The sequence below is a fragment of the Hymenobacter psychrophilus genome, assembly GCF_900107135.1.
Taxonomy (GTDB): Bacteria; Bacteroidota; Bacteroidia; order Cytophagales; family Hymenobacteraceae; genus Hymenobacter; species Hymenobacter psychrophilus.
Map to the genome: position 1 here is coordinate 127,100 of NZ_FNOV01000010.1, position 23,166 is coordinate 150,265.

At 64.4% G+C, this 23,166-nt stretch carries 27 protein-coding genes; 9 read left to right on the forward strand and 18 right to left on the reverse strand.

The features are described from left to right. Positions 1-73: 73 nt before the first annotated feature. Positions 74-853 carry an ABC transporter ATP-binding protein gene (locus BLW21_RS15585; protein ID WP_092741700.1) on the reverse strand — a complete coding sequence of 260 codons (780 nt, stop codon included), beginning with the start codon at positions 851-853 and terminating at the stop codon, positions 74-76. An 8-nt stretch (positions 854-861) separates the two neighbouring features. After that, the gene (locus BLW21_RS15590) at positions 862-1,620 is read right to left on the reverse strand and encodes an MlaE family ABC transporter permease (protein ID WP_092741702.1); all 759 of its coding nucleotides are present in this window, start codon (positions 1,618-1,620) and stop codon (positions 862-864) included. Positions 1,621-1,898: 278 nt separating this feature from the next. Here BLW21_RS15590 and BLW21_RS15595 point away from each other — a divergent pair, with 278 nt between their 5' ends. Then, entirely contained in the window at positions 1,899-2,726 is an 828-nt protein-coding gene (locus BLW21_RS15595; protein WP_217633879.1) for a DUF6544 family protein, read from the forward strand. A 27-nt stretch (positions 2,727-2,753) separates the two neighbouring features. On the opposite strand, the gene BLW21_RS15600 is transcribed toward BLW21_RS15595, so the two are convergent. From BLW21_RS15600 to BLW21_RS15635, 9 genes are all read right to left on the reverse strand, one after another. After that, on the reverse strand, positions 2,754-3,311 hold the full coding sequence (locus BLW21_RS15600; RefSeq protein ID WP_092741706.1) for a DUF7010 family protein: 558 nt from the start codon (positions 3,309-3,311) through the stop codon (positions 2,754-2,756). Positions 3,312-3,601: 290 nt separating this feature from the next. Then, the gene (locus BLW21_RS15605; RefSeq protein WP_092741708.1) at positions 3,602-3,841 is read right to left on the reverse strand and encodes a nitroreductase family protein; all 240 of its coding nucleotides are present in this window, start codon (positions 3,839-3,841) and stop codon (positions 3,602-3,604) included. Between the two features lie 27 nt (positions 3,842-3,868). Further along, on the reverse strand, positions 3,869-4,033 hold the full coding sequence (locus BLW21_RS21580; protein WP_175471001.1) for a hypothetical protein: 165 nt from the start codon (positions 4,031-4,033) through the stop codon (positions 3,869-3,871). Then, entirely contained in the window at positions 4,009-4,257 is a 249-nt protein-coding gene (locus BLW21_RS15610) for a hypothetical protein (RefSeq protein WP_092741710.1), read from the reverse strand. The genes BLW21_RS21580 and BLW21_RS15610 overlap by 25 nt, the downstream gene beginning before the upstream one ends. 51 nt (positions 4,258-4,308) lie before the next feature. Next, entirely contained in the window at positions 4,309-4,545 is a 237-nt protein-coding gene (locus BLW21_RS15615; protein ID WP_092741712.1) for a universal stress protein, read from the reverse strand. Positions 4,546-4,548: 3 nt separating this feature from the next. Beyond that, positions 4,549-5,226 (reverse strand): universal stress protein, encoded by a 678-nt coding sequence (locus tag BLW21_RS15620; protein ID WP_175471003.1) that lies wholly within the window; start codon positions 5,224-5,226, stop codon positions 4,549-4,551. A gap of 203 nt (positions 5,227-5,429) precedes the next feature. Then, complete coding sequence (locus BLW21_RS15625; RefSeq protein WP_092741717.1) at positions 5,430-6,272, reverse strand: universal stress protein; 843 nt, start codon at positions 6,270-6,272, stop codon at positions 5,430-5,432. Positions 6,273-6,309: 37 nt separating this feature from the next. Beyond that, positions 6,310-7,128 carry a universal stress protein gene (locus BLW21_RS15630; RefSeq protein WP_092741719.1) on the reverse strand — a complete coding sequence of 273 codons (819 nt, stop codon included), beginning with the start codon at positions 7,126-7,128 and terminating at the stop codon, positions 6,310-6,312. A 108-nt stretch (positions 7,129-7,236) separates the two neighbouring features. Next, the gene (locus BLW21_RS15635; protein ID WP_092741721.1) at positions 7,237-7,440 is read right to left on the reverse strand and encodes a hypothetical protein; all 204 of its coding nucleotides are present in this window, start codon (positions 7,438-7,440) and stop codon (positions 7,237-7,239) included. An 816-nt stretch (positions 7,441-8,256) separates the two neighbouring features. Between BLW21_RS15635 and BLW21_RS15645 the strand changes: the two genes are divergently transcribed. The 6 genes from BLW21_RS15645 to BLW21_RS15670 all read left to right on the forward strand — a co-directional run bounded on the left by BLW21_RS15645 (position 8,257) and on the right by BLW21_RS15670 (position 13,701). After that, on the forward strand, positions 8,257-8,697 hold the full coding sequence (locus BLW21_RS15645; RefSeq protein ID WP_092741725.1) for an integrase core domain-containing protein: 441 nt from the start codon (positions 8,257-8,259) through the stop codon (positions 8,695-8,697). Between the two features lie 273 nt (positions 8,698-8,970). After that, positions 8,971-9,597, forward strand: coding sequence for a DUF2652 domain-containing protein (locus BLW21_RS15650; protein WP_092741727.1), 627 nt, complete (start codon positions 8,971-8,973; stop codon positions 9,595-9,597). A 193-nt stretch (positions 9,598-9,790) separates the two neighbouring features. Next, on the forward strand, positions 9,791-10,234 hold the full coding sequence (locus tag BLW21_RS15655; protein WP_092741729.1) for a DUF6789 family protein: 444 nt from the start codon (positions 9,791-9,793) through the stop codon (positions 10,232-10,234). A gap of 217 nt (positions 10,235-10,451) precedes the next feature. Further along, on the forward strand, positions 10,452-11,789 hold the full coding sequence (locus tag BLW21_RS15660; RefSeq protein ID WP_092741731.1) for a family 1 glycosylhydrolase: 1,338 nt from the start codon (positions 10,452-10,454) through the stop codon (positions 11,787-11,789). Between the two features lie 45 nt (positions 11,790-11,834). Next, positions 11,835-12,887, forward strand: coding sequence for an NAD(P)H-dependent oxidoreductase (locus tag BLW21_RS15665; protein WP_092741733.1), 1,053 nt, complete (start codon positions 11,835-11,837; stop codon positions 12,885-12,887). A gap of 103 nt (positions 12,888-12,990) precedes the next feature. Continuing rightward, entirely contained in the window at positions 12,991-13,701 is a 711-nt protein-coding gene (locus tag BLW21_RS15670; RefSeq protein ID WP_092741735.1) for a flavodoxin family protein, read from the forward strand. A gap of 148 nt (positions 13,702-13,849) precedes the next feature. Here the strand turns inward: BLW21_RS15670 and BLW21_RS15675 are convergent, their stop codons facing one another. Both BLW21_RS15675 and BLW21_RS15680 read right to left on the reverse strand, forming a co-directional pair. Further along, complete coding sequence (locus BLW21_RS15675; RefSeq protein WP_092741737.1) at positions 13,850-14,119, reverse strand: anti-sigma factor family protein; 270 nt, start codon at positions 14,117-14,119, stop codon at positions 13,850-13,852. 26 nt (positions 14,120-14,145) lie between these two features. Beyond that, positions 14,146-14,739 carry a sigma-70 family RNA polymerase sigma factor gene (locus BLW21_RS15680; protein ID WP_175471004.1) on the reverse strand — a complete coding sequence of 198 codons (594 nt, stop codon included), beginning with the start codon at positions 14,737-14,739 and terminating at the stop codon, positions 14,146-14,148. A 400-nt stretch (positions 14,740-15,139) separates the two neighbouring features. On the opposite strand from BLW21_RS15680, the gene BLW21_RS15685 reads away from it, so the two are divergent. Next, the gene (locus tag BLW21_RS15685) at positions 15,140-16,492 is read left to right on the forward strand and encodes a dihydrolipoyl dehydrogenase family protein (protein ID WP_092741741.1); all 1,353 of its coding nucleotides are present in this window, start codon (positions 15,140-15,142) and stop codon (positions 16,490-16,492) included. 181 nt (positions 16,493-16,673) lie between these two features. Here BLW21_RS15685 and BLW21_RS15690 read toward each other — a convergent pair whose 3' ends face one another. The 5 genes from BLW21_RS15690 to BLW21_RS15710 all read right to left on the reverse strand — a co-directional run bounded on the left by BLW21_RS15690 (position 16,674) and on the right by BLW21_RS15710 (position 22,185). Continuing rightward, positions 16,674-17,219, reverse strand: coding sequence for a cysteine hydrolase family protein (locus BLW21_RS15690; protein ID WP_092741743.1), 546 nt, complete (start codon positions 17,217-17,219; stop codon positions 16,674-16,676). Between the two features lie 151 nt (positions 17,220-17,370). After that, the gene (locus BLW21_RS15695; protein WP_092741745.1) at positions 17,371-17,823 is read right to left on the reverse strand and encodes a GNAT family N-acetyltransferase; all 453 of its coding nucleotides are present in this window, start codon (positions 17,821-17,823) and stop codon (positions 17,371-17,373) included. Between the two features lie 43 nt (positions 17,824-17,866). Then, positions 17,867-19,378, reverse strand: coding sequence for a cellulose synthase family protein (locus BLW21_RS15700; RefSeq protein WP_175471005.1), 1,512 nt, complete (start codon positions 19,376-19,378; stop codon positions 17,867-17,869). A 42-nt stretch (positions 19,379-19,420) separates the two neighbouring features. After that, complete coding sequence (locus BLW21_RS15705) at positions 19,421-20,776, reverse strand: 4Fe-4S binding protein (protein WP_092741747.1); 1,356 nt, start codon at positions 20,774-20,776, stop codon at positions 19,421-19,423. A 74-nt stretch (positions 20,777-20,850) separates the two neighbouring features. Then, on the reverse strand, positions 20,851-22,185 hold the full coding sequence (locus tag BLW21_RS15710; protein WP_092741749.1) for an NAD(P)/FAD-dependent oxidoreductase: 1,335 nt from the start codon (positions 22,183-22,185) through the stop codon (positions 20,851-20,853). Positions 22,186-22,430: 245 nt separating this feature from the next. Here BLW21_RS15710 and BLW21_RS15715 point away from each other — a divergent pair, with 245 nt between their 5' ends. Beyond that, the gene (locus tag BLW21_RS15715) at positions 22,431-23,132 is read left to right on the forward strand and encodes a glycosyltransferase family 2 protein (RefSeq protein WP_092741751.1); all 702 of its coding nucleotides are present in this window, start codon (positions 22,431-22,433) and stop codon (positions 23,130-23,132) included. Positions 23,133-23,166 lie beyond the last annotated feature (34 nt).

Here is a 23,166-nt window from a genome sequence, read left to right on the forward strand (position 1 = left end):
CGGTAGAGATGCTTCGACTACGCTCCGCTTCGCTCAGCATGACACCGTTCTTTATCATTTAAACCACTCATTATCAAGTAAAAAAATCGTGTACTCTCGGGTCCTCGTGCCGGGCCAGCTCCTCGTAGGTGCCTTGGGCGTAACAGCCGCCTTCCGCCAGCAGGGCCACCCGGTCGGCCACGAGGCGCACGCTGTCCATGTCGTGGGAAATGATGAAGGCGGCCGTGTTATATTTCTGCTGTACCTGCCGGATGAGGGCGCTGATTTCGCGGGCCGTGATGGGGTCGAGGCCGGTGGTGGGCTCGTCGTAGAGGATGATTTCGGGTTGCAGGATGAGCGTGCGAGCCAGGGCAATGCGCTTGCGCTGCCCACCCGATAGCTCGGCCGGCAGCTTATTAGCCGTGTCGGCCAGGCCCACGTCTTCCAGGGCCTGCTGCACCAGGTCGGCTTCCTGGTCCCGGCGGTCGGCCAGCCACTGCCGGCGCAGCGGAAACACCAGGTTCTCGCGCACCGTCATCGAGTCGTAGAGGGCGTTGCTTTGGAACAGGAAGCCCAGCCGGGCCCGCAGCTGGTCCATTTCCTCGTGGTCGAGGGTGCTGATATCCTGCCCCAGCACCGTGATACGGCCGGCATCGGGCCGCAACAGGCCAATCATGCACTTCACCAGCACCGACTTACCCGAGCCCGACTTGCCCAGCACCACCACGTTTTCGCCTCGGTGCAGCTCCAACGAAAAATCCCGCAGCACGTGGTTGTCGCCAAACGACTTGCTGATGTGCTCCAGCGTCAGCACTACCTCGGCATTGCGGGGGGCGGGGGCAGCGGCGGGTTGGGGAAGGGTTCCGGGTGACATGGCGCATGTTAGTTGAAGCCCAGCAGGCCGGTAATCTGCACGGCCAGCAAGTCGAGAATGAAGATGAGCAGCGACGAGACGACCACGGCCGAGTTGGCCGCCGCCCCTACGCCAGCCGTGCCTTTGGTGGCGTGGTAGCCCTTGTAGCACCCCACGAGGCCCACCGCGAAACCAAAGAAGAAGGTCTTGAAGAAGGCCGGCAGCACTTCGGCGAAGGTCAGCCCGCTGAGCACGTTGTTGATGAACAGCGCCAGCGTGGTGGTTCCCTGGGTGTTGATGCCCACGTAGGACGCATAGAGCCCGATGCCATCGGCCAGCACCGTGAGCAGCGGCAGCATGAGCGTAGTAGCCAGCACCCGCGTAACCACCAGGTACTTAAACGGGTTGGTACCCGACACTTCCATGGCGTCAATCTGCTCGGTTACCCGCATCGACCCCAGCTCGGCCCCGATGCTGGAGCCGATTTTACCCGCGAAAACCAGCGCCGTAATAATGGGGCCCATCTCCCGGATAATCGTGAGCCCCACCATCGTCGGCACCCAAGCTTCGGCCCCGAACTTGGCCATCGTCGGCTGGCTTTGCAGCGTGAGCACGAGGCCCATAATGAAGCCCGTAATGCCCACCATCGGCAAGGATTGGTAACCCACCACGTAGCACTGGTGGAAAAACTCGCGCACCTCGTAGCGCGGCCGGAACCCCTCGCGGAAGAACCGCCCGGCAAACTGGGCAATGGCACCAGTTTCGGCCAGAAAAGGGCTGCTGAACATGGGGCGAGGGTTGAGGCGTAGCCAGTACGGATAAAGGTCCGCCACAAAGTACCGCCGTTGCGCCGGCAACGGGTATGCGGAAAGTCAGGTCCGGGCCATGATATTCGTCAAGGGCCCGCGGCCGGGGTCGGCGTACTCTTGTAGCGGGCAATTCAGGAAGCTGGCCGCGGCACCAGAAACATAATAAAGCGCGGCCGGACTCCGGGCAGCGCAAGCCTGTCGAGGCGTTTTCGTTCCGGTTTGATTCGAATAACTTCCGCCCATTAAGCCCCCCAGCCATGACCAGAAACAGCCTTTGGTTGTTAGCGGCCACCGCATTGACGGTACCTGCGGGTGTTCTGGCCGGTCGCTACTGGGTGGCCAACCAACTGCGTCGGGATGCGCGGCACCTGCTGCTGGCTGCCAGCACCAGCCCCGCCCGCGTGTACTCCGAAGCCCAATTGGTGGGCCTGCCCGCGCCGGTGCAGCGCTACTTCCGGCACGTACTGCCGGCCGGCCAGCCCTACCTGCGCAGCCTGCGCCTGCGCCACACAGGCCAGTTCAAAACCAATTTGGATAGGGCGTGGCTGGCTATCGAAGGCGAGCAATACATCAGCGCGGAGCCCGCTGGCTTTATCTGGCAGGGCACCACCCGCTGGTTCACGGCCCGCGACGAGTACGTGGCCGGGCGGGGCGGCCTCACGGTGCGCCTGCTCGGGGCCGTGCCGGTGGTGCGCGGCCACGGCCCCCACTACGATCAGGGCGAGCTGCTCCGCTGGCTGGCCGAGTGCGCCTGGCTGCTCACCCGCCTGCTGCCCAGCCCGGACATGGCCTGGACCGCCATTGACGACCACACTGCCCGCCTCACCTGCACCCACGCGGGCCAGGCGGCGACGCTGCTGGTGCGCTTCAACGAGCAGAACGAACTGGCCGAGTGCGAAGCCCTACGCTACTTCGACGACACGACCCAGTTGCCCTGGGTAGGGAACTTTGCGCAGTACCAGCGGCAGCAGGGCATATTGGTGCCTTCGGTGGTGGAAGCCAGTTGGGTGCTGGCGGGGCAGCGCCGGCCCTACGCCCGCTTCACGGTGCAGACGTTGGAGTACGACTCGGCCGGACCGTTCTGACAAGTTCCTAATAACTACCTGTTTCAATCATAATTTATGTGCTCTGACAACCCGCCAGCGGCGCTCCAAAATGATGATTGTCACGAGGTACATCCCGACGATAACCAGGGGAATCACGACGAACCGTTGCGCGGGAAACAGGTACCACGCCAGCAGCACCAGCCCCGTACGCCCCACGGCGTGAAACGCGCCAACCCAGTGCCGGATAATCCAGCCCAGCGGCAGCCACATCAGCCCCGTCAGAATCCCGACGGTAAGCGGCAGGGACGTGTAATCGGCCAGGAAAAACGGAATGGCCACGGCGTACACCAGCAGCGACATACCCACTGAATAGAGAAACAGCGTGTCGAAGGTGTTTTTAGGCTGGCTTTTGCGGAAGAAATCCTCGCCCGTGAGCCGCGACAGCAGCATGCCCAAGTACACGATGCTGCCCGTAGCGATGAATAAAACCCAGACGACATGCGTCGGTTTCAGCACCAGCCCGGCTACGCCGATGGTTAGCCAGGCCAGCAGGCCCGCCAATGGTACGGCCAGCATTCGCCGGCTGGCAAACTCCTGGCGCTGTTGTTCGAGAGAATAGGACATGATAAGTAGGAGTAGTGTAGGTAGTTGGTATCTTAAGAAAATCCCAGTGTTTGGTAAATTAGGACTTGCGCAAAAAAGGGCCGTACGCTTGTAGCGCTAAGCTTCCGCTTCGCGTATCGTAGAGCAGAATCGTTTGGAATTCAGCAACGAAACGCGAAGCGGAAGCTTAGCTGCGCTGTCCTGCGGTTCGCGCTACAAGCTCACGGGCCCTGGTTTGCGTAAGTCCTATTAAGTTGAAACCCGAGGCCCTATTGCCCCAGGCCGGCGCGAGGGGGCCGCGAGCAGCGGGGCTAGGTTTGCACAAACCACTCCACGGGCCGGCGTACACTTACCGGCGCGGGGTAAGCCTGCACGTAGCCCAGCCGCAGCACGAACTGCGCGGCCCCCGGCAGGCCCAGGCGGCGGGCGGCCTCCGTGGTGCCCGGCTCCTCCTCCAGCAGCTGCGACATGGGGTGCACGGCCACGTTGCGGCTCCGCGCTTTCAGCCAGACCCGCTCCATGCGCCGGCCCGCGTCCAGCAGAGCCTGCACCGACTCGTCAGGGCTGGTAATTACCAGCTAGCCGCCGTGGGTGGCCACCTGCTCGGCGGTCCGATCCAGGCCGCTTTGCCGGAACTCGGGCGTGAGCACGCTGGCGCTATCGTAGAAGTGGCGCACGGCCCAGCCCGCCAGCCCGTTGATGCCCATGCCGGCCGCCGTCAGGCCGTCGCGGTGGTGTTGCACATCGGCGCGGTTCCAGCGCACCCAGGGGCCAGCTCCTGCTGGGCGGCATCGTGGGCTACCTGCTGCTGGTTGGCGGCCAGGGTGGTGGCGCTCAAGTAACGGCCAGGAGCCGAGTTGGCCCGGTGGCGGGCCGTCCGCACGACCGCCTGGTCCCAGGCGTAGTACCCCAGGGCGGTGCTGGCCACGGCCGTAGCAGTCAGCGGTAAAAAATGACGACGTTTCATAGAGCGGGTTCAACAGGAAAAAGGCAGAAGGTTTACAGGCCCGCCCGGCCACTAGAAGGCCGGCAGCAGGCCGGTAAGCAGCGTATCGGTATAGTTGGCGGCGGTGGTAAAGCCGGGCATTTCGGCCACGGGTACCGGCGCGGCGGTGGGCAGCACCAGCACGGGCACCGGGCAGGTTTGCAGCAGATTAGCCGTGACGCTACGGTGAAACAAGTCGCTGAGGTAGCTACGCTGGCGGGCCAGCACAATGACCAGGTCGGCGCGGGTATCGAGCACGGCGGCCAGCACCCCTTACGCGTGGCGCTCGTGCTGATAACCCCGCAGCTCCGGCGCGGGCAGCCCCTGCACCAAGCTGCTGGCCTGAACGGCCCGTAGCGCCAGGGCGCAGCCCTCATTGTCTTCCACCCCGCTCGACACGTGGGCCACGATAAGCTCGGTGCCGGGCAGCGCCAGCAGCGGGCGCAAGGCCTCGGCCTCGGGAGCCAGCGTGAATGATTCGCGGTCGGCGGCAATGAGGATGCGGCGGGGCACGTGCCCCGCCGCATCCGTGGGCGGCACCACCAGCAGCGGATAGCTGCCGGTCCGCAAAATCTCCATACACGCGGTGAGCAGGTTGGCGGCGGCCGGGCTGTTCTCATCCGGCTGGCTGAGCACAAACAAGGCCGGCGCATGGCGCTGGGCCAGCTCCTGGGCCACGGCGGGCAGTAGGTCGGTGGCTACTTCCACGGTGGCCGGAGTGTGTAAGTCCTCGGCCTGGCGGGCGAGAATGGCGGCCGTATCGGTCTGGCGCGCCAGCTCCCCCTGCTGGTAGCTCCGCCCCCCCAAGGCGTAGGGGTCGAATTGCGAAGCGCGGTTGACGTGCAGCAGCACCAGCCGGCCCTCCAGGGCCTGGGCCAGCTGGTCGGCATACGTAATGGCCCGGCGGGCAGGCGGGTAGAAACCGGCAAAGACGATGAGGGAAAGGACCATAAGGAGAGGGGGTTTGGGGGGAGCGAAATGGTTCGAGGGGATGAACCGGAGCATGTAGGCGGGCGAAAAAAGGCGGTCATGCTGAGCGAAGTCGAAGCATCTCTACCGCTTCGTTGTAGTGCTGACCAGCCGACAGGATTACCACTGCAGTAGAGATGCTTCGACTTCGCTCCGCTTCACTCAGCATGACCGCCTTTCTGATTTCAATCCAAGCCGATGTCCTGGGTGGCCAGCAGCAGCACCGGCACCGTAGTGTGCCGTAGCACTTCATCAATCACACTCCCACCGAATAGCTTAGTTAGCCAGCCGTGGCCAGGCTCGAGCAGCACCAGCATGTCGGCCGCCAATTCCACTACCGCCTGCCGCAGGCCCGCGGCAGGCGCTTTGGCCACCACCCGGTGCAGGCTGGTACCGGCCAGGGCCGGAATCAGGCCACTTTCGCGGGCCGCCGCGAAGCCGTGCTGACCGCCGATGGGCTCGTTGGGCTGGGCGACGGTGGTCGGCACAATGGTAACGCCCAGCGCCGTCAGCAGCGGGCGCAGGGCCAGGGCTTCGGGCGTGAAGGTGAAGGATTGGTCGCGCACGGCCAGGGCCAGGCAGCGCGGTGGGCGCAGGGCCGCCGTAGGCAAATACTGGGGTACCATCAGCAGCGGGTAGCCCGTTTCGTGGGCCAGTGGTAGGGCCCGGTTGCTGAGCCATTCGTCCAGCAGGCCGTCGGTAGTCGTGAGGCCGGCCACCACCAGCAGCGGCCGATGCTGCTCCAGGGCTTGCGCCATAGCCTCGTCCCAGCGGCTGGCCATAACGGTCGCCGTGGCGGGCACGGGCATGGCGGCGGCCACTTCCTCCAGCGCGTGGCGCTGCTCCAGCATATTGGCGGCCTCGGTGGTGCGCAGGGCCCGGCCTACCCGTGAGTTGAGGGGCAGCGTAGGCGACACGTGCAGCAGGTGTAGCTCGGCCCCCAGCGGGGCAGCCAGCACGGCGGCATAAGCGCAGGCCCGCTCGGCGGCGGGCGAAGAATCGGTGAGAACAAGTAGGTTGGGTTTCATGGCAGGTGCTTAATTGAATGGGTAAAATACTGGCAGGCTAATCCTGGGCGGGCAGCAAGAGTAGCGGTACGGAGCTCTGTTCGATGAGCTGGGCCGTGACGCTGCGGTGAAACAGGCTGCCGATAAGGCTATGGTGGCGGGCCACCACTACCAGCAGGTCGGCTTCCTGGCGGGCGGCTTCGGCCAGTACGCCGCCTACTACCGAGGGGCTCGCCACCTCAGAAAGCCGACCGAGGGCCAGTCGGTCGGCCAAGTTGTTGGCGACCACGGTTTCCAGAATGGTTTCGGCCCCTAGGCGGGCGTGGCTGCTGTCGGCCACCCTAACCACGTTCAGCGTGCCGCCCGAAATCCCCAGCAACTGTCCAATTACGTCTTGGTACTGATGTAGTGCGAAGGGTTGCCCATCCACGGCCAGCAGCATGCGGTGGGGCGGGGCGGGCGGCCAGTCGAGCGACGGCAGCAGCAGCAGCGGGTAAGGCACGGTGCTGAGCAGGGTCCGGGCCGTGCGGGTCATCACTTCCACGGGCGTACTGGCCCCGCCGGGCCGGCCCAGCACCAGCAGCAGCGGGTTGTGCTGGCGGATGGCGGCACCCACGGCTTCGGGCAGTTCCCGCTCCGACACGAGCACTTGCGTAGGTACGGGCTGCTCATCGGCCAGCTTTTGCAAGGCCTGATCGGTGGCCTGGGGGCCGACGGGCGTGTAGGCAACATCATTCACCGGGGCCAGCAGCGCATCGTAGCGGGCGTGCAGCAGCACGAGCCGGGCCCCCAACGGCAGGGCCAGGCCGGCCGCGTAGGATAGGGCACTGTTGGCGACGGCGTGAAAATCGGTTAGTACAACCAGGGGGGAAGCCATAAAGGAAGGAAAAAAGGTGGGCCGGCAACGAGCGGGCCTGCCGGCTGGCCGGTCGGGGTCGCCGCTGTTTTTTGGGGCGTTTCGGAGTCTCCGAGCGTGCCTGCTCGGCTAGTCGATGGCGGAGAAACGAGGCTGGCCGGTGTGGTAAGGCCCGCGGTCCAGCGTCATGCTCGCGTCGGCTTCTCGTTCCAACTGCTGGCTGGCCGGGTCCAGCGGGGGCAGAAACTCCGTCCGGCGCGGGGGCTGGGAACTCAGCGACTTTACCGGGTTGCGGCCCGGGGGCCGCCGGGATGCGGGAAGGGTGGTTTTCATAGTGCAGGGAGAAAGAGGAGGAAGGAAGCAGCAACCGGCCCGCAACAGGGTTAGCGACGGGCGCAACCGGGTGACGGCAGGTTCTGGTAAAGCTCCTCATTCATCGGCCGCATCCCCATGACAAGAATTCCCGCAACGGATGATATCTATCAACCCCTTAAACAGTCGCTTCTCGCCCTGGCTGGGAAACCGTGCGCAGACGTTGTGGATAGCTGCTGCTGCTCCAGGATGCCAATCTGCTCATCCTGGCGCTCAATACGATGATCGAGGTAGCCGAACAAGAACTCAAGATCCCGATCCGAAAAAGTCTGGCACCAAACGGTTTTCAAGCTGAGGAGCAATGAAATAGCACAGGTGAGCGTCGGGTCCCTGTGCCGACTGTTTGGTGTGAGCCGACAAGCCTTTTACTGCAAAGAGCAGTACGTGCAGCGAGTTCGTGGCCAGTCTCTCTTCGTACTGGACTTGGTGCTGGCGTTACGGCGCGAAACCCCGGGCCTGGGCACGCGCAAGCTGCACATGTTACTGCAAATGCCTCTTGCGGAAAGCGGAACTAAAATGGGGTGGGACAGACTGCATCACCTCCTGCACGAACATGGCCTGCTGCTGCGTCGGGCGCGTCAAGTTCCTAAGACAACCAGTTCGCTGCACGGCCTGCGAAAATAGCCTAACCTGTTGCGAGATAAGACCATCACGTGCTTGTGTGTTGGACTAGGCTTTGGCTATCTGTCCTTGATCACAGATGCCTACTCCAAGATGATCAGGGGCTATTGTCTGCATCCCCTGCTGACGGCTGAATGATCCCGCAAGGCCTTGGACATGGCATTAGGCCAGCGCGAAAATAGCCAGGAGCTTGTGCATCACTCGGACCGGAGAAGTCAGTACGGCAGTTTCCAGTACGTGCAAAAGCTGCGACAAGCCGGCATCACCATTAGCCTGACGGAAAATGGAGATCCATACGAGAATGCCATTGCCGAGCGAGTCAATGGCATCTTGAAAATTGACTTTCGCCTGAACCGGGTCTTCCATACAGTTGAAGAAGCGCAACGGGCAGTCGAAGCGAGTATCCGCAATTACGACCACCTGCGGCCTCACATGAGCTGCGGGTATTTGACACCGACCGCGGCCCACGCCTGCACCGAGCCATTGCAGCAGCTTTGGAAGCCGAAAGTATATTCGCCCTGTAAAGCGGCCATAGTCGAAGAAGACTATAAGGAGCCGTATTTAGCAACCGTGACAACCTTTCCTCAAGACTACTAACGCACCATCATCTCTCACCGAAAAATTGACAACTTTTTTCCAGGATCGGACAAACGGTCAACGCTTTTCAGGACGGGTCACATCAATTCACTTCAGAAAGCACAAGCCTATCGAACGGACATAGGGTGGCCGGCGGCAGCAGGGTACATACGGTTCCGCCGCGCAAATTTACCCCGGAACTAGGCTCTTTGTAAGGTTTATGGCCTACCGGGCGACTACTGTGGCGGCCGGCCCCGGTTGGGGCGGCGGCGTTTTCTGCCAGCACCCTTTGCCATGACTTATCCTACTTCCCTGCTGCTGCTTCCCGATATCAGCGGCTTTACCGCCTTCGTGCATGAAACGGCGCTGGAGCACAGTCAGTACATCATTTCGGGCCTGCTCGACACGCTTATCGAGGCCGATGCGCTGGACCTCACGGTGGCCGAAATTGAGGGCGATGCCGTGCTGTTTTACCAGGAGGGCCGCGTACCGTCGGCCGGGCAGGTGCTGGCGCAGGCCCACGCCTTCGGGGCTGCCTTCTACGCCTGGATTGACGCCTATATGCGCACCTGTGACTGCGGGTGCGCCGCCTGCCGCTCCGTGGCGCGGCTCTCGCTGAAAGTAGTGGCCCACGCCGGCCCGCTGGGCTTCACCACGGTGCGCCGGCAGCGCAAGCCGTTTGGCGAAACGGTGGTTGTGGCGCACCGCCTGCTTAAAAACAACATTCCCGGCCACGAATACCTGCTGCTGACCGAGGCCGTGCTGGGCCGCCCGGCCCCCACGCTGGTCGCGCCGGGCCATGAGGCGCAGCGCGGCCAGGCCACCTACCCGGAGCTGGGCGAAATCCGGTTCGGGTACCTGCCGCTGCCCCGCCCGTTTCCTCCAACGAGCCCGGAGAAGGCAACCGGCGTTTACGTGTAGTAGCTGCCCTGGGCAAAGGCTGGCCGAAAGGAAACTCCGAATGGCAAATAGGGGTGAAAACCCAGTTAAGCAGCCGGGGGCCAGAGAAAAAATGCGCCCGGCTGTAAGGTTAGGGCCGAAGCCCCAGACTACCTCCCCGTCGCCGGAACAACCGGAGTCCGACACCCTACTTCCCCCTTCAACCCCAATTGCCATGACGACTCCCGTAAAAATTCTCGTAGCCGGCCTGCTGGCCACTGGTGCCATGACCCTGCTAATGCTCATGGCCCCGATGATGGGCATGCCCCCCATGAACATCGGAGCCATGCTCGGCGGCATGCTGGGCGCTTCGGCCACGGTGGGCTGGGTGATGCACTTTATGATTGGGGTTGTCTTCACGGCCGCTTACGCTTTCATTTTCAACCAGCGCCTGCCCATCAGCAGCCCCGTGGCGCGCGGCATGGCCTACGGCGTGCTGGTATTCGTGCTGGCCCAGGTGATGTTTGCCCTCATGCGGGCCATGGGCCTGATGCCCGCCGCCGGCGAGGGGATGCTGCTGGGGATGATGGGCAGCTTACTGGGCCACTTGTTGTTTGGCGCCGTGTTGGGCGGCTTTTTCAGCACCCAGCGCACGACCGTTGCGCACCCGCTGGCGTAGCCGCTTGGGCCAGGCCAACCGGGCCGGCAGCCACCCTACCCGGCTCCGAGGCGCGGCAGGGATGCCTGATTCATAATGCATTACCTTTTCATCGAGTGCCGGCCCATGCTTCACGGCCCCGCCCGGGCTGCTTTACTTGGCTGATAATCACCCTCAGCCGGTGAGATGCTATATCCCAGGGCTGAGGCATTATCCATCCACTATTCCCCCTGAATCTATGGCTCATTCCTTTCTGACCAACATCAAGCAGCACTTCGGCAGCGGTGGGTACGCCGGCGACGAATTCGGCGGGGCCGGCGGCACCGCCGGCCGGGGCCTGCCGAGCGGCAATGCCGGCAATTTTATGTTCGCCACGGGCATCGAGTGCTCGTATCCGACTATTGAACACGGCAAGGTGCGCCGCGACCTGCTCGAAGAGTGCGGGCACTACGAGCACTGGCAGAAGGACCTGCAGCTGGTGCAGGACCTGGGCCTGAAAGTGCTACGCTACGGGCTACCTTACCATAAAACGCACCTCGGGCCGGGGAAATACGACTGGGAGTTTGCCGACCTGGTGATGAACGAAATGCTGCGCCTGGGCATCACACCCATCCTGGACTTGCTGCACTTTGGCGTGCCCGACTGGCTGGGCAATTTTCAGAATCCCGAGTTGCCCATCCACTTCGCCGACTACTGCGGGGCCGTGGCCGAGCGCTACCCCTGGGTGCGCTACTACACGCCGGTTAATGAAATCTACGTCACGGCCAAGTTCAGCGCCAAGGATGGCGTCTGGAACGAGCAGCTGAAGTCGGACGAGGCCTTCGTGACGGCCATTAAGCACCTAGTGGCGGCCTCCATTATGGGCAACCAACAGATTGCCCGGCGCCGCCCCGACTGCGTGATTGTGCAGAGCGAATCGGCCGAGTTTACCCACGAGATGCGGGCCGAGCGCACGCCCGAGGTGCAGCTCAACAATAAGCTGCGCTTCCTGGCCCTCGACTTGCTTTACGCCCATCATCCCGACGGCGAAGTGTGCACCTACCTGCGCAAAAACGGGATGAGCCAGAAGGAGTACGACTGGTTTATGGCCGGTGAGCCGCCGGGCTACCAGATTATGGGCAACGACTACTACGGCCGCAACGAGCAGATGATTCTGCCTAACGGCGAGGTCGTGACGGCCACCGATGTGCTGGGCTGGTTCAACATCACCTACGCGTACTACCTGCGCTACCGCAAGCCGGTGATGCACACCGAAACCAACGTCTTCGACGCCGAGCAGGCCCCCGCCTGGCTTTGGAAGCAGTGGGTGAATATTCTGCAGATGCGCAAGGCCGGCGTGCCGGTTCTAGGCTTTACGTGGTACTCGCTCATCGACCAGGTCGACTGGAACATTGGCCTGGCCCGCAAGGAAGGTACCGTAAATGCCTGCGGCCTCTTCGACCTGAAGCGCAAGCCCCGGCCCGTGGCCGAGGCCTACCGCCAGCTGCTGCAGGAGTACGGCAATATCACCATTATTCCCCACGGCGAGCTGTTCGAGCAAACCGACCGCCCGGCCACGCTCAAAGTAGAAATCTAGCGCTACGTACCCGCCTCTTTTCCTTCAACTTATCCCCGCGCTCCTATGCCCACCCCCGCCGACCAGCCCACTGACCCTGCCGCGCCGCGCCGCCTGCGCGTGCTGCTTATTGCCGGCTCCAACCGCCGCGAGTACAACTGTCCCGGCGTGGACAGCAAGGCCCGCACCTTGCTCAACCGCCTGGCCGACCGCCTGCCCGCCACCTGGGACATCGACACCGAAGACCTGGGCAACGTGTACGGCCGGCACAAAATCCAGAGCTGCAACGCCTGCGTGAGCACCAGCATGGCCCTGTGCGTGTGGCCCTGCAACTGCTACGAGAAAGACAGCTCGCGCGAGCCCGACCTGATGTGGAACCTCGACCTCTACAGCCGCCTCGACCAGGCCGACGCCTGGTGCATCATCGGGCCGGTGAACTGGTACGGGCCCACGTCCACGCTCAAGCTCATGTTTGATAGGATGGTGTGCATGAACGGCGGCAACCCCGACGAAAGCCTTATCAACCACAAAAACCCCGAAATGGCCATGGCCCTGGAGCATACCCCCGAATGGGAGCAGCTTAGCCTCAACCACCTGGAGGGCCGAACGGCCGCCTTTTTCTGCTACGGCGACGGCGGTGGCGACGAGCTTGACGAGGCGGGCCGGCCCAAAATCCTGCGCCATAAAAGCTACTTCGACCCCGCGCAGGAGCCCTTCAAAAACATGCGCGACGCCTACGCGCCGCTGGTGTGGCAGTGCCGCTACGGCGGCGTGGAAGTGCCCGACCAGCTCTGGCAGTACGCCGAAACCGGTTACGGCAAAAAGTACTCCGACGACCAGGCCGAGGATATGGTGCAGGACGACCCGTTTATGGCCCAATTCGACCAGTGGGCCGTGCATATCCGCGAGGCCGTGGAGGCCAAGGGGCCGGTGCAGCCCGGCCGCTACCGCGCCTACGGCCACGAGGCGCCCGGCCATCTCTGGGCCGACGTGAAGCTGGGCTGGCGCACGGCCCAAATGGCCCTGGGCGTGCCGCCCGCCGGCTCTTCGCCCGCCGCCCAGCAGGCGCTGGGCCTGAATCAGGACACACCCCTGCGGCCCGATTTGCCCAAAACCTGATTCCGGCAGCACCGCACCTGCCGCCTTGCTGACGCTCACTGCTGCAGTATATCAATCATTTACCCTGAATTCAATTTTTCAACAGCCACTTAATCCTTACCCGATGAGTAAGCCCGATTTCGCTAACCTGACCGCCACGTTCGTCAACTGCACGCTCAAACCCTCGCCCCAAACCAGCAACACGCAGGGGCTGATGGACGTGGCCATTGGGATTATGGAGCAGGAAAAGGTGCAAGTGAACCGGGTGCGGTTTGTCGACCACGACGTGCCCCCCGGCGTGCAGCCCGACATGAGCGAGCACGGCTGGCCCAAAGACGAGTGGCCGGCTTTGTTTGACACCATCATCAAGTCCGATATCCTGGTGATTGGCTCGCCCATCTGGCTGGGCGAGAAGTCGTCGGTGGCCCAGCGGCTTATTGAGCGGCTCTACGGCATGAGCGGGCAGCTTAACGAGCGGGGGCAGTACCTGTATTACGGCAAGGTGGGCGGCTGTATCATCACGGGCAACGAGGACGGCATCAAGCACTGCGCCATGGGCATGCTGTATTCCTTGCAGCACCTGGGCTACTCCATCCCACCGCAGGCCGACTGCGGCTGGATTGGCGAAGTGGGCCCCGGCCCCAGCTACCTCGACGAGGAAGCCCACGCCGCCGCCAACGACTTCACCAACCGCAACACCACCTTCATGACCTACAACCTGCTGCACCTGGCCAGTATGCTGAAGCAGCAAGGCGGCTACCCGGCCTACGGCAACTCCAAAAAAGACTGGACGACCGGCGAGCGGTGGGGCTTCCAAAACCCAGAATACCGGTAGTATAGCTGGCCCTCGCTTAGCACAGAAAAGCGCTTCCAGCCCCATCAGGCCGAAAGCGCTTTTCTGTGCTAAGCGAGGGCCAGTTGCCTATAGTTTAAGCAGTAATAGTCGCCCGAAAAGCGGCCTCGCCGCGGCCGCAACGCTGGTGTTATGGCGCTTCAGGGCCGCCGCTGTAGCCGCGCACCAGCTGCTCCAACCGGGCGCGGGTTTTGGCCGGCAGCTCTTCGGTAGAGGCCTCGGGCTGACCCAGGTGCTGGGCCAACTGCGCCACCAGCACAGTCTGGCGGGCATAGCGGCGGCACAGCACGCACATGCTCAGGTGGGCCCACACGCTGGCGCGCTCGGTGGGCGAGAGGGGCAACTCGGCCCGCTTCTCGATGAGCAGGGTGGCTTCGTTGCAGTTGAATAAGGCTGACATGATAATAGGCAAAGGATAAGAGGAGACTACGAGACCGAAAACCAATGCTTTTCCAGGCACTTGCGCAGTTGCAGCTTGGCCCGGTGAATGATGACCCAGTAGTTGGCCGGCGTAATGCCCAGCTGCTGGCAGATTTGCTCGCCCGAAACCTCTTCCACAAAGCGCAGGCTGAATACGGCCTGGTGCTGGGCGGGCAGCTGGTCCTGGCAGCGCAGCAACTGCTCGGCCAACTCGCGCTGCTCGAGCTGGGTATCGGCGGCGGCCCACTCCCGCGGTTCCTCGCCTTTGCGCCAGTGCGTACGGGCATCGGTTTCGAAGTAGGTGCCGTTGCCGGCCTCATCAGCGGCGCCGGGCAGCGGCACCAGCGGTGAGCGAGCCTGCTGGCGGTAGTAGTCGATGAGCTTGCGGCGCAGAATCACGAACAGCCACGTGCGCTCCGACGACTCTTGCCGGAACGAGGCCAGCGTACCCAGCGCACTCACGATGGTTTCCTGCACCAATTCCTCGGCGGCGGCCACCGTGGCCACCCGGTGGCGGGCAAAGCGGAACAGTTCGTTGCCGTAGCGGCTCAGCCACAGGTGCGGCTCGGGCTGGGTTGCGGAAGTGGTGGCAGAAAGCATAAGGTGGACAGTCGCAGAGCCAAGGCAGTGTCGCCCCAGCAGCCTGTGGACCGAAGGTAGCGAAAGCTGAACGGTGACTTCCGGCCAGGTGGATGTGTCTGGGTAAAGTTGCCGGACTTTTTTGGCCGGCATTTCGCCGCAATAGTCGGCGGTCTGCGCGCGGCCTTACAGGGCCGGGCACCTTTTATGCAGCACGAAAAAATCGGCCATTTTTTTCGCCATCAACCTGTAAGGATTACTGCTGAAAGCGCGACTGCCGGTGATGTCGGGCCGGTAGCAGCCCGGCGCTACGGCGGCGGCTGGCTGGTCATCCGGGCGGGGTCTTTTGGTATGTTGCCTCCTGCTATACCGCTTAAAAGACTTATTTCTCTCATTTCCTCATTTCTTATTCCCCCGAATAATGACGCGACACTCCTTTGATGTTTTGGTAATTGGTACCGGTGGCGGCGGCAGCGTGGCCGCCCGCAAGTGCGCGGCGGCCGGCAAGCGCATGGCCATTGTGGATGCGCTGCCCTTCGGCGGCACCTGCGCCCTGCGCGGCTGCGACCCCAAAAAGGTGCTGCTTGGCGCGGCCGAAGCCGTGGCCCGCTCGCGGCAGCTGCTGGGCCACGGCCTGAAGCAGGAAGCCGTCATCAGCTGGCCCGAGCTGGTGGCGTTTAAGCGCACGTTCACCGAGCCAGTGCCGGCAAAAAAGGAAGCCAGCTTCGAGCAGGCCGGCATCCGCACGTTTCACGGCGTGGCCCGCTTCACGGGGTCGCATACCGTGCAGGTGGGCGATGATGTACTGGAAGCGAAGCAGTTCGTGATTGCCACCGGGGCGCGGCCCCGGCCGCTGGGCATTCCGGGCGAGGAGCTGCTGCTCGACAGCAGCGACTTCATGGAGCTGCCCGAGCTGCCCGCTGACATGACGTTTGTGGGGGGCGGCTACATCGCCTTCGAATTTGCCCACCTCGTGGCCCGCTGCGGGGTGCAGGCGCGCATCATTCACCGGGGCCCGCAGCCGCTCGAAAACTTCGATGCCGACCTGGTCGGCCACCTGCTTACGGCCACCCGCGAGGCGGGCATCGAGGTGGTGCTCAACACCGAAGTAGCGGGCATAGAGCACCTGCCCGACGGCCGCCTGCGGCTGCGCACCACTGCTCAGGGCCAGGCCGGAGAGCTGACGGCCAGCCTGGCCATCCACGCGGCCGGCCGCGAGCCGGCCCTGGCCGAGCTGAATCTGGAGGCCGCCGGCGTAGCCTGCACCCGCCACGGCGTGACGGTGAACGAGTACCTGCAGAGCACCACCCACCCCGACGTGTACGCCGCCGGCGACGCGGCCGCCTCGGGCCTGCCCCTGACGCCGGTAGCGGGAAAAGCCTCGCACGTAGTGGCCGCCAACCTGCTCGAAGGCAACCACCAAACCGTCGAGTACGGCATCGTGCCCTCGGCCGTGTTCACCCACCCGGTACTGGCCAGCGTGGGCCTCACCGAGGCGGAGGCCACGGAGCAGGGCCTCAACTTCCGGGTGAAGACCGACGTGACCACCGGCTGGTTTACCTCCAAGCGCCTGAGCACGCCCATTTCAGCCTTCAAGGTGCTGGTGGACGAGGATACGGACCAGATTCTGGGCGCCCACCTGCTGAGCCCCAACGCCGAGGAAGTCATCAACTTGTTCATGCTGGCCATGCACGCTAAACTGCTGGCCAGCGAGGTGAAGCAGCTGATTTTCGCCTACCCCACGGCCTCTTCCGACGTGATTTACATGCTGTAATAGTCGTTGCGGAGGAAACACCGATGGCTTATTTTCTAACGGCTTCCATCCTGAAACTGCCCGGCAATATATCCTCATTGGAGGATATATTGCCGGGCAGTTTCAGGGCCATCGCGGAGGAAAGCCGCAACCCATTCCGGCCTCTTAACCAAGGCCAAAACCTCACTTAAACAGTCAGCCCCTAGGCAGCCAGATACTCCTGCGTGTTTTGAACCTTGGCGTAGAAAGAGGACAGCGCGGCTAAAAAGGCAGTCTGCACGTCAGCGGCTTTCACGTGCGCACCATTTACTTCCAGGTCTCTGGTGGCACAGGCATCCCCGATGACGGTGCATTCAAAGCCCAGGTCGCGGGCGGCGCGGGTAGTGGCATCGATGCACATATGCGTCATCATGCCCGTAATCACCAAGTCCTTGACCCCAAGCCCTTGCAGGTGTTCCAGCAAGTCCGTCTCGCGGAAGCTGTTCGGGTAGTATTTCTGCACCGTTTTTTCGCCGGCTTCCGGTTTCACGTTCGCGTGAATTTCGGCTCCTTCAGTTCCGGGCAGGAAGAACGTCGCGTTGGGCGATACGCCCAGGTGGTGCACATGGACGATGGGCAGGTTTTGTTCGCGGAATTTTGCCAACACCCGTTTTACGTTTTCGCTGGCTGGCAAGGGGCCCACGAGCTCCATAGCACCATTTTCAAAATAGTCGTTTTGCACGTCGACGATAATCAGGGCTTTGCTCATTTTAAGCGGTTTTGCTACGGTGAAAGGATGGGGTAAAATTGCCAGGAGGCGAAAGCCGGACGGTGATTAAATGATGACTCAATCTGATAGCCAAATCCGGCCATTTTGCTGACGATTCAGAACCGGTCGGTCCAAAACAAAGTTTTGACCTTCAACTACCGCTCAGCCAGGCCAAGTTGCGCCGTCCATCATCCACGAAGCCCACAGACTCATACAGGCGCTGGGCGCTGGCGTTGTAGGACTCGGTTTGCAGGTACAAAGCCACCAGGCCCGCGGCCCGGGCCAGCTGCTGCAACAGGAGCAGCGCGGCATGGCCCACACCCTGGCTCCGGGCCGCGCCGGTCACGTACAGCTCATCGACCAGGGCGTAGCGCCCGCCCCGCTCAAAGGTGAAGCCGTAGGTGAGGGCCACGTAGCCCATGGCTCGGCCGTCATCATCCAGCAGGTAAAGCGTCCCCCACTCCGGGTGGGCCACGAACTTGGCCACCAGCGCCTGCTGCGCGGCGGGGTTGTGGGCGTAGCCGAAGTGCTGGTAGAAATCGGCCATCAGCGGCAGCAGCGTGGGCAGGTCGGCGGGGGCAACGGGGCGCAGCGTGAGGGGCATGGGCAACGGAGTAGGAGTCGAAACGGAGCGGCCCGGGCGGGCCTCAGCTTGCTACTACGGCCTCGCCGCCCATCAGGACCGGCGCGGCGGTGGCGGCTGCCCCCGTGCGCCAGGCGTACCAGATCAGCGTGGCGTGGCCCACCACCAGCAGCAGGTGAAACGGCAGCAGGCCGTAGTCGCGGTAGTACAGCCCCGCGCCCATGCCGGCCAGGAAGTACAGCAGCAGCAGGCTCTCGGCCCACGGCCACGCGCCCCGGCTGCGGGCAGCCCGCGCGGCGAGCGGCCCGGCGGCGGCGCTGCCCTGCTTGGGCGTGCGCACAAACGGCGTGGCCCGGCCCCAGAAGCCCTCCGCTACGGCGCGGGCGTTGTGCAGGGCCAGGCCCATCGACACGGCCAGAAACAGCAGAAACTGCGGCCCGAACCAGCGCCCCGTGGCCCGTCGGCCGCCCGCCAGCCGCCAGGTGGTATAGTAGTAGTAGGTGAGGGGCACGAAGGTGAGCACAAAGCCCGCCGCCAGGTGAAAAACCGGCCGAAACTCGGGCCGGTGCGCCCGCACCCACACCAGCGGCACGCTCAGCAAAGCCATCAGCAGAATCACGGCAAACACGGTGCTATTGAGCAGGTGAAAGGTGGCGTGCACGCGGGTGGAAAGGGGCAGACCGGCCGAGCGCCACACCTGGCCCAGGTGCTTGCGGGCGGTTTCGGCGGCGCCCTTGTTCCAGCGGTACTGCTGCGACTTGAGGGCCGCCAGGTGGGCGGGCAGCTCGGCCGGGGCCACGATGTCGGGGCGGTACACGAAGCGCCAGCCGCGCAGCTGGGCCCGGTAGCTCAGGTCCAGGTCTTCGGTGAGGGTATCGGCCTGCCAGTTGCCGGCATCCTCGATGCAGGTGCGCCGCCACACGCCGCCCGTGCCGTTGAAGTTAAGGAAGTGGCCCCCGGCCGCGCGCCCTACCTGCTCCACCAGAAAGTGGGCGTTCAGCCCGAAGGCCTGCAGGCGGGTGAGCAGCGACTCGCTTTCGTTGAGGTGGCCCCAGCAGGTTTGCACCACGCCCACTTCGGGCGCATCAAAGTAGGGCAGGGTGCGGCGCAGAAAGTCGGGCGTGGGCACAAAGTCGGCGTCGAAGATGGCCACGAACTCGCCGTCGGTTTCGGTGAGGCCGTGGGCCAGGGCCCCGGCCTTGTAGCCCTGGCGGGTGGCCCGGCGCACGTGGTCGATGCGCAGGCCCCGGTCCTGGTGGTAGGCCACGCGGTGGGCGGCCAGCGCCACGCTCTCGTCGGTGGAGTCGTCGAGCACCTGAATGTGCAGGCGGTCGGCGGGGTAGTCGAGGGCGGCGGCTGCGTCGATAATGCGCGCTACCACGGCCAGCTCGTTGTAGACGGGCAGCTGCACCGTTACGCGGGGCCACTGCGCGGGCGGCGCGGGCGCGGGCTCCGGCGGGGCCTGGGCCGCCCGGCGGGCCAGCCGGGTGAGCCGCCACTGCGCCAGGCTGAAGCCCAACATAAACACCAGACACAGCCCGTACAGGGCCACGGCCCCCATTTCCAGAATCAGCATAAGCAAACAGGAATAAGCGCCACTACTTCGCCGGCCGCTGGCCTAGCTCAATATCCGCAGCGAATCGGCATGAATGAGTTGGGAGCCCTGGTAGCGGCCTTCGCGGGGGCCGTTTTCGAGGTTGAGCACGCCGCGGGGGCAGGCCGTGGAGCACATGCCGCAACCCACGCAGGAGGCCCGGATGATGGGCTCGCCGCGCTGGGCGTACTGCTTCACGTCGATGCCCATCTCACACACGTTCGAGCAGTTGCCGCACGAAATGCACTGGGCCCCGTTGGTGGTGATGCGGAAGCGCGAGAAGTGCTTTTGCAGCAGCCCCAGGTAGGCCGCCATGGGGCAGCCGAAGCGGCACCACACCCGCGAGCCCATCAGGGGGTAAAAGCCCACCCCAATCACGCCCGAAAACACGGCCCCGATGGCAAAGCCATACGCTTTGCTCAGGGGCTGGGTAGTGGCCTCCAGGGCCGGTACCGCGCCCGAAGCGCCCACCCACAGCAGCACCGTGAGCAGCACAATCACTACCAGCACGGTGTAGATAATGCGCACTTCCCACTTCCAGGCCAGGCGGCTTTTGTCGGAAAGGTGGCGGTAGGGGTCGCCGGCGGTTTCGGCCAGGCCGCCGCAGCCGCATACCCACGAGCAGTACCAGCGCTTGCCAAAAAAGTAGGTGAGCACCGGCGTGGCTACCAGCGACATCAGCCCGCCCCAGAACACCATGAACACGCCCAGCCCGCCGTTTTGTACCAGCGAGCTGACGGTGCCCGGAAACAGGTAGTCGTACTTGAGGGGCCAGAAGTAGCTGAAGTAGTACTCGGGCTGCTGAAAGGCCAGCAGCAGCCCCGGCAGCAGAAAGGCAAAGCCCAGCTGAAAGAACATGACCGAGGCCGTGCGGATGCGCTGGTAGGGCGAATGGCGGTACTTCCACAGCGCCCGCCCGCCCATCAGCAGCACGGCCAGCGTGTAGAACGTGCCGTAGAGAAACCATTGGTCGGCGGCCTTGTGGCGCAGCGCTTGGCTGAACGGGTCAAGGGTACGAATCAGGTTTTCGAGCAGCCCGGGAAACCAGTACAGCACCACGTAAAAGCCCGTGAGCACCAGCCCCGTGACCCAGGCAATGGCGCCGCGCGCGGTGCTGGCCCGCTGCCACAGGCCGTGCTGCCGCACCCCGGCCGGCCCCCGCCCAAACACCTGCCACGACCAGGCCAGCGTGCCGCCGCTCACCAGGGCCAGGGCCGCGTACATGCTCAGGCGGGCGCGGGCGGGGTCGGCATCGAAGGCGGCGGCCAGCAGCGCCAGCAGGCCCAGGGCTACCGCCGTGAGGGCCGCTTTTTCGAGCGGAACCGGGGCGGGGCCGGCCGGTTGGGCCAGGGCCAGGGAGGGGGAAGCGGTAACGGACATCAGAACAGGCGACAAAAGGGAAGAAGAAAGAAACGGCGTTGCCAAAGCGGCATCAGGCTAACAGCAGCCCGGCATCAGACTGACCAAACGGCCCGGCGGCCAGCGCTGGTTGTGGCCAGCGGCAGGTCGGGAAACTGCCGGGCGAAGGCCGCCCGCATGGCCGGCTCGTGCCGCCGGAAAAACTCGGGGTCGAAGTTGGCCTCCCCCAGGCGGGCCAGTACCTCGGTTACGGGCGTGGCCGCGCGCAGCCACTGCTCCCACACGGCGTGGCGCTGGCGCAAACCCAGCGCGTTCATGCCCGTCACGGCGTGGCCCTCATCGGCCTCGAAGTTGATGCGCAGCAGCTGGCCGCCGCCGGGGTGCTGCCAGCAAAAGGTGCGGGTGCCCGCTTCCGGCGCCGCCGGCACGCGGCCGTAGGTATGGTATTCGAGATTAAAGAACTTGGCCGAATTGAACCACTGGCCCCGCCGGTAGGGGGTGGGCTGCCCGCAGATGGTGTGGGCCACGGTTTCGCCCTGCAGGCGGCCGGTGTACCAGAGCTGCTCCAGGGGCACCTGCCCGGCGGCGGGCGCGCGGTGCTGGGCGCAATCACCGGCGGCGTACACGTCGGGCACACTGGTTTGCAGGTGCTCATCGACCAGGATGCCGCGGTCGGTTTCGATGCCGCCCGACGTGGCCAGGGCCAGGTTGGGGGCCACGCCCGTGGCGATGCCCACCCACTGGCAGGGCAGCTCCTCGCCGGCGGTGGTCACCACGGCCCGCACCCGGCCGTCGGCGTCGCCGAGTACCGCGCGCATTTCCGTTTCCAAACGCAGGTCGAGGTGGTGAAGGGCAATCTGGCGCTCGACCAGGGCGGCTTCTTCCGGGGGCAGCACCAGCTCCCAGTAGCGGCTCTCGCGCACGAGCAGCGTAACGTGGATGCCGCGGGCGTGCAGCATCTCGGCCAGCTCGATGCCAATCAGGCCGCCGCCCACCACCACGGCCCGCGCAATGCCCTGGGTGTCGCGGGTCATCTTCTCTAAATCGGGCAGGCCGTAGAGGCCCTGCACCCCGCGCAGCTCCTGGCCGGGCCAGCCGAAGAAACGCGTCACCGAGCCCGTGGCCAGCAGCAGCCTCTCGTAAGGCAGACGCGAACCGGTGCTCAACTGCACCTGCCGGGCGGCGGGGTCGAGGCCGGTGGCTTCGGCGTGTACCAGCTCCAGGCGGTTTTCGGCCCAGAACCAGTCGCCGTAGGGCTTGGTGTCCTGGTAGCGCATATGGCCCATGTAAATGTACATGAGGGCCGTGCGCGAGTAATGGTGGGCGCTTTCGGCCGACACCAGCGTGATGCGGGCGGCCGGGTCGAGGCGGCGCGCCGTGAGGGCGGCGCTGACGCCCGTGATGCCGTTGCCAATGATTACCAGGTGCATAAGGGGCAGCTTGAAGGTGAAGCCGGACCGGACGGCGGGCCAACCGGGGCGGCAGTCGCAGCGGCGGCAGCACCCTTACAGCATCTCCCCGGTTTTTTTTGGCCGCTGCGCGACCAATACCCCCGCCCAACCTTTTTTTCGGGCCGGCTGTAAGGCCGGGGCCCAATGCCGCGACTGCCGCCACGCCCGCCACCGGTTGGCCGGGCGCGGCGCATTCGCCAATTCTTCTCGTTGTTTTTCTCTTGATGTTCCCCACTCCCCGCATCGCCGTACTCATTCCGGCCCATAATGAAGCCCAGTCGATTGCCCTGGTACTGGCCGAGCTGCCGGCCGGGGTGGCCCAGGAAGTAGTGGTGGTGGACAACGCCTCGACCGATGACACGGCCCGGGTCGCGCGCGCCGCCGGGGCCACCGTGGTGCCCGAGCCCCGCCCCGGCTATGGCTCGGCCTGCCTGGCGGGCCTGGCCTACTACGCGGCCCAGCCCGCCGGCCAGCGCCCCGAAATCCTGGTGTTTCTCGACGGCGACCATTCCGACTACCCCGAGCAGCTGCCCGAGCTGCTGGCGCCCCTGCTGGCCGGCACCGCCGATATGGTTATCGGCTCGCGGGCCCTGGGCGAGCGGGAACGGGGTGCGCTGCTACCCCAGCAGCGTTTCGGCAACTGGCTGGCCACGCGCCTGCTGCGCCTGCGCTACGGCGGCACCCACACCGACCTGGGCCCGTTCCGCGCCATCCGCACCGCCGCCCTCAACCGCCTGCACATGGCCGACACCACCTACGGCTGGACCGTGGAAATGCAGGTGAAGGCCGCCCGCCTGGGCCTGCGCGTGGTGGAAGTGCCCGTGCGCTACCGCCGCCGCATCGGCACCAGCAAGGTGTCGGGCATGGTGCGCGGCACTATCGGGGCGGGCTACAAGATTCTGTGGACCATTTTCAAGTACTGGTAACTGATGTTACGCAGCCAGACCGTTCTAACGTACG

Excerpts from the sequence above, each read along its gene's own strand:
- BLW21_RS15595 (WP_217633879.1), top strand. The coding sequence starts at position 1,899 with ATGACCAGAAACAGCCTTTGGTTGTTAGCGGCCACCGCATTGACGGTA.
- BLW21_RS15620 (WP_175471003.1), bottom strand. The coding sequence starts at position 5,226 with ATGGTCCTTTCCCTCATCGTCTTTGCCGGTTTCTACCCGCCTGCCCGC.
- BLW21_RS15675 (WP_092741737.1), bottom strand. The coding sequence starts at position 14,119 with ATGTCAGCCTTATTCAACTGCAACGAAGCCACCCTGCTCATCGAGAAG.
- BLW21_RS15660 (WP_092741731.1), top strand. The coding sequence starts at position 10,452 with ATGGCTCATTCCTTTCTGACCAACATCAAGCAGCACTTCGGCAGCGGT.
- BLW21_RS15590 (WP_092741702.1), bottom strand. The coding sequence starts at position 1,620 with ATGTTCAGCAGCCCTTTTCTGGCCGAAACTGGTGCCATTGCCCAGTTT.
- BLW21_RS15715 (WP_092741751.1), top strand. The coding sequence starts at position 22,431 with ATGTTCCCCACTCCCCGCATCGCCGTACTCATTCCGGCCCATAATGAA.
- BLW21_RS15710 (WP_092741749.1), bottom strand. The coding sequence starts at position 22,185 with ATGCACCTGGTAATCATTGGCAACGGCATCACGGGCGTCAGCGCCGCC.
- BLW21_RS15700 (WP_175471005.1), bottom strand. The coding sequence starts at position 19,378 with ATGCTGATTCTGGAAATGGGGGCCGTGGCCCTGTACGGGCTGTGTCTG.
- BLW21_RS15705 (WP_092741747.1), bottom strand. The coding sequence starts at position 20,776 with ATGTCCGTTACCGCTTCCCCCTCCCTGGCCCTGGCCCAACCGGCCGGC.
- BLW21_RS15670 (WP_092741735.1), top strand. The coding sequence starts at position 12,991 with ATGAGTAAGCCCGATTTCGCTAACCTGACCGCCACGTTCGTCAACTGC.
- BLW21_RS15635 (WP_092741721.1), bottom strand. The coding sequence starts at position 7,440 with ATGAAAACCACCCTTCCCGCATCCCGGCGGCCCCCGGGCCGCAACCCG.
- BLW21_RS15680 (WP_175471004.1), bottom strand. The coding sequence starts at position 14,739 with ATGCTTTCTGCCACCACTTCCGCAACCCAGCCCGAGCCGCACCTGTGG.
- BLW21_RS15655 (WP_092741729.1), top strand. The coding sequence starts at position 9,791 with ATGACGACTCCCGTAAAAATTCTCGTAGCCGGCCTGCTGGCCACTGGT.
- BLW21_RS15695 (WP_092741745.1), bottom strand. The coding sequence starts at position 17,823 with ATGCCCCTCACGCTGCGCCCCGTTGCCCCCGCCGACCTGCCCACGCTG.
- BLW21_RS15600 (WP_092741706.1), bottom strand. The coding sequence starts at position 3,311 with ATGTCCTATTCTCTCGAACAACAGCGCCAGGAGTTTGCCAGCCGGCGA.
- BLW21_RS15690 (WP_092741743.1), bottom strand. The coding sequence starts at position 17,219 with ATGAGCAAAGCCCTGATTATCGTCGACGTGCAAAACGACTATTTTGAA.
- BLW21_RS15645 (WP_092741725.1), top strand. The coding sequence starts at position 8,257 with ATGGCATTAGGCCAGCGCGAAAATAGCCAGGAGCTTGTGCATCACTCG.
- BLW21_RS15685 (WP_092741741.1), top strand. The coding sequence starts at position 15,140 with ATGACGCGACACTCCTTTGATGTTTTGGTAATTGGTACCGGTGGCGGC.
- BLW21_RS15650 (WP_092741727.1), top strand. The coding sequence starts at position 8,971 with ATGACTTATCCTACTTCCCTGCTGCTGCTTCCCGATATCAGCGGCTTT.
- BLW21_RS15585 (WP_092741700.1), bottom strand. The coding sequence starts at position 853 with ATGTCACCCGGAACCCTTCCCCAACCCGCCGCTGCCCCCGCCCCCCGC.
- BLW21_RS15625 (WP_092741717.1), bottom strand. The coding sequence starts at position 6,272 with ATGAAACCCAACCTACTTGTTCTCACCGATTCTTCGCCCGCCGCCGAG.
- BLW21_RS15610 (WP_092741710.1), bottom strand. The coding sequence starts at position 4,257 with ATGAAACGTCGTCATTTTTTACCGCTGACTGCTACGGCCGTGGCCAGC.
- BLW21_RS15665 (WP_092741733.1), top strand. The coding sequence starts at position 11,835 with ATGCCCACCCCCGCCGACCAGCCCACTGACCCTGCCGCGCCGCGCCGC.
- BLW21_RS15630 (WP_092741719.1), bottom strand. The coding sequence starts at position 7,128 with ATGGCTTCCCCCCTGGTTGTACTAACCGATTTTCACGCCGTCGCCAAC.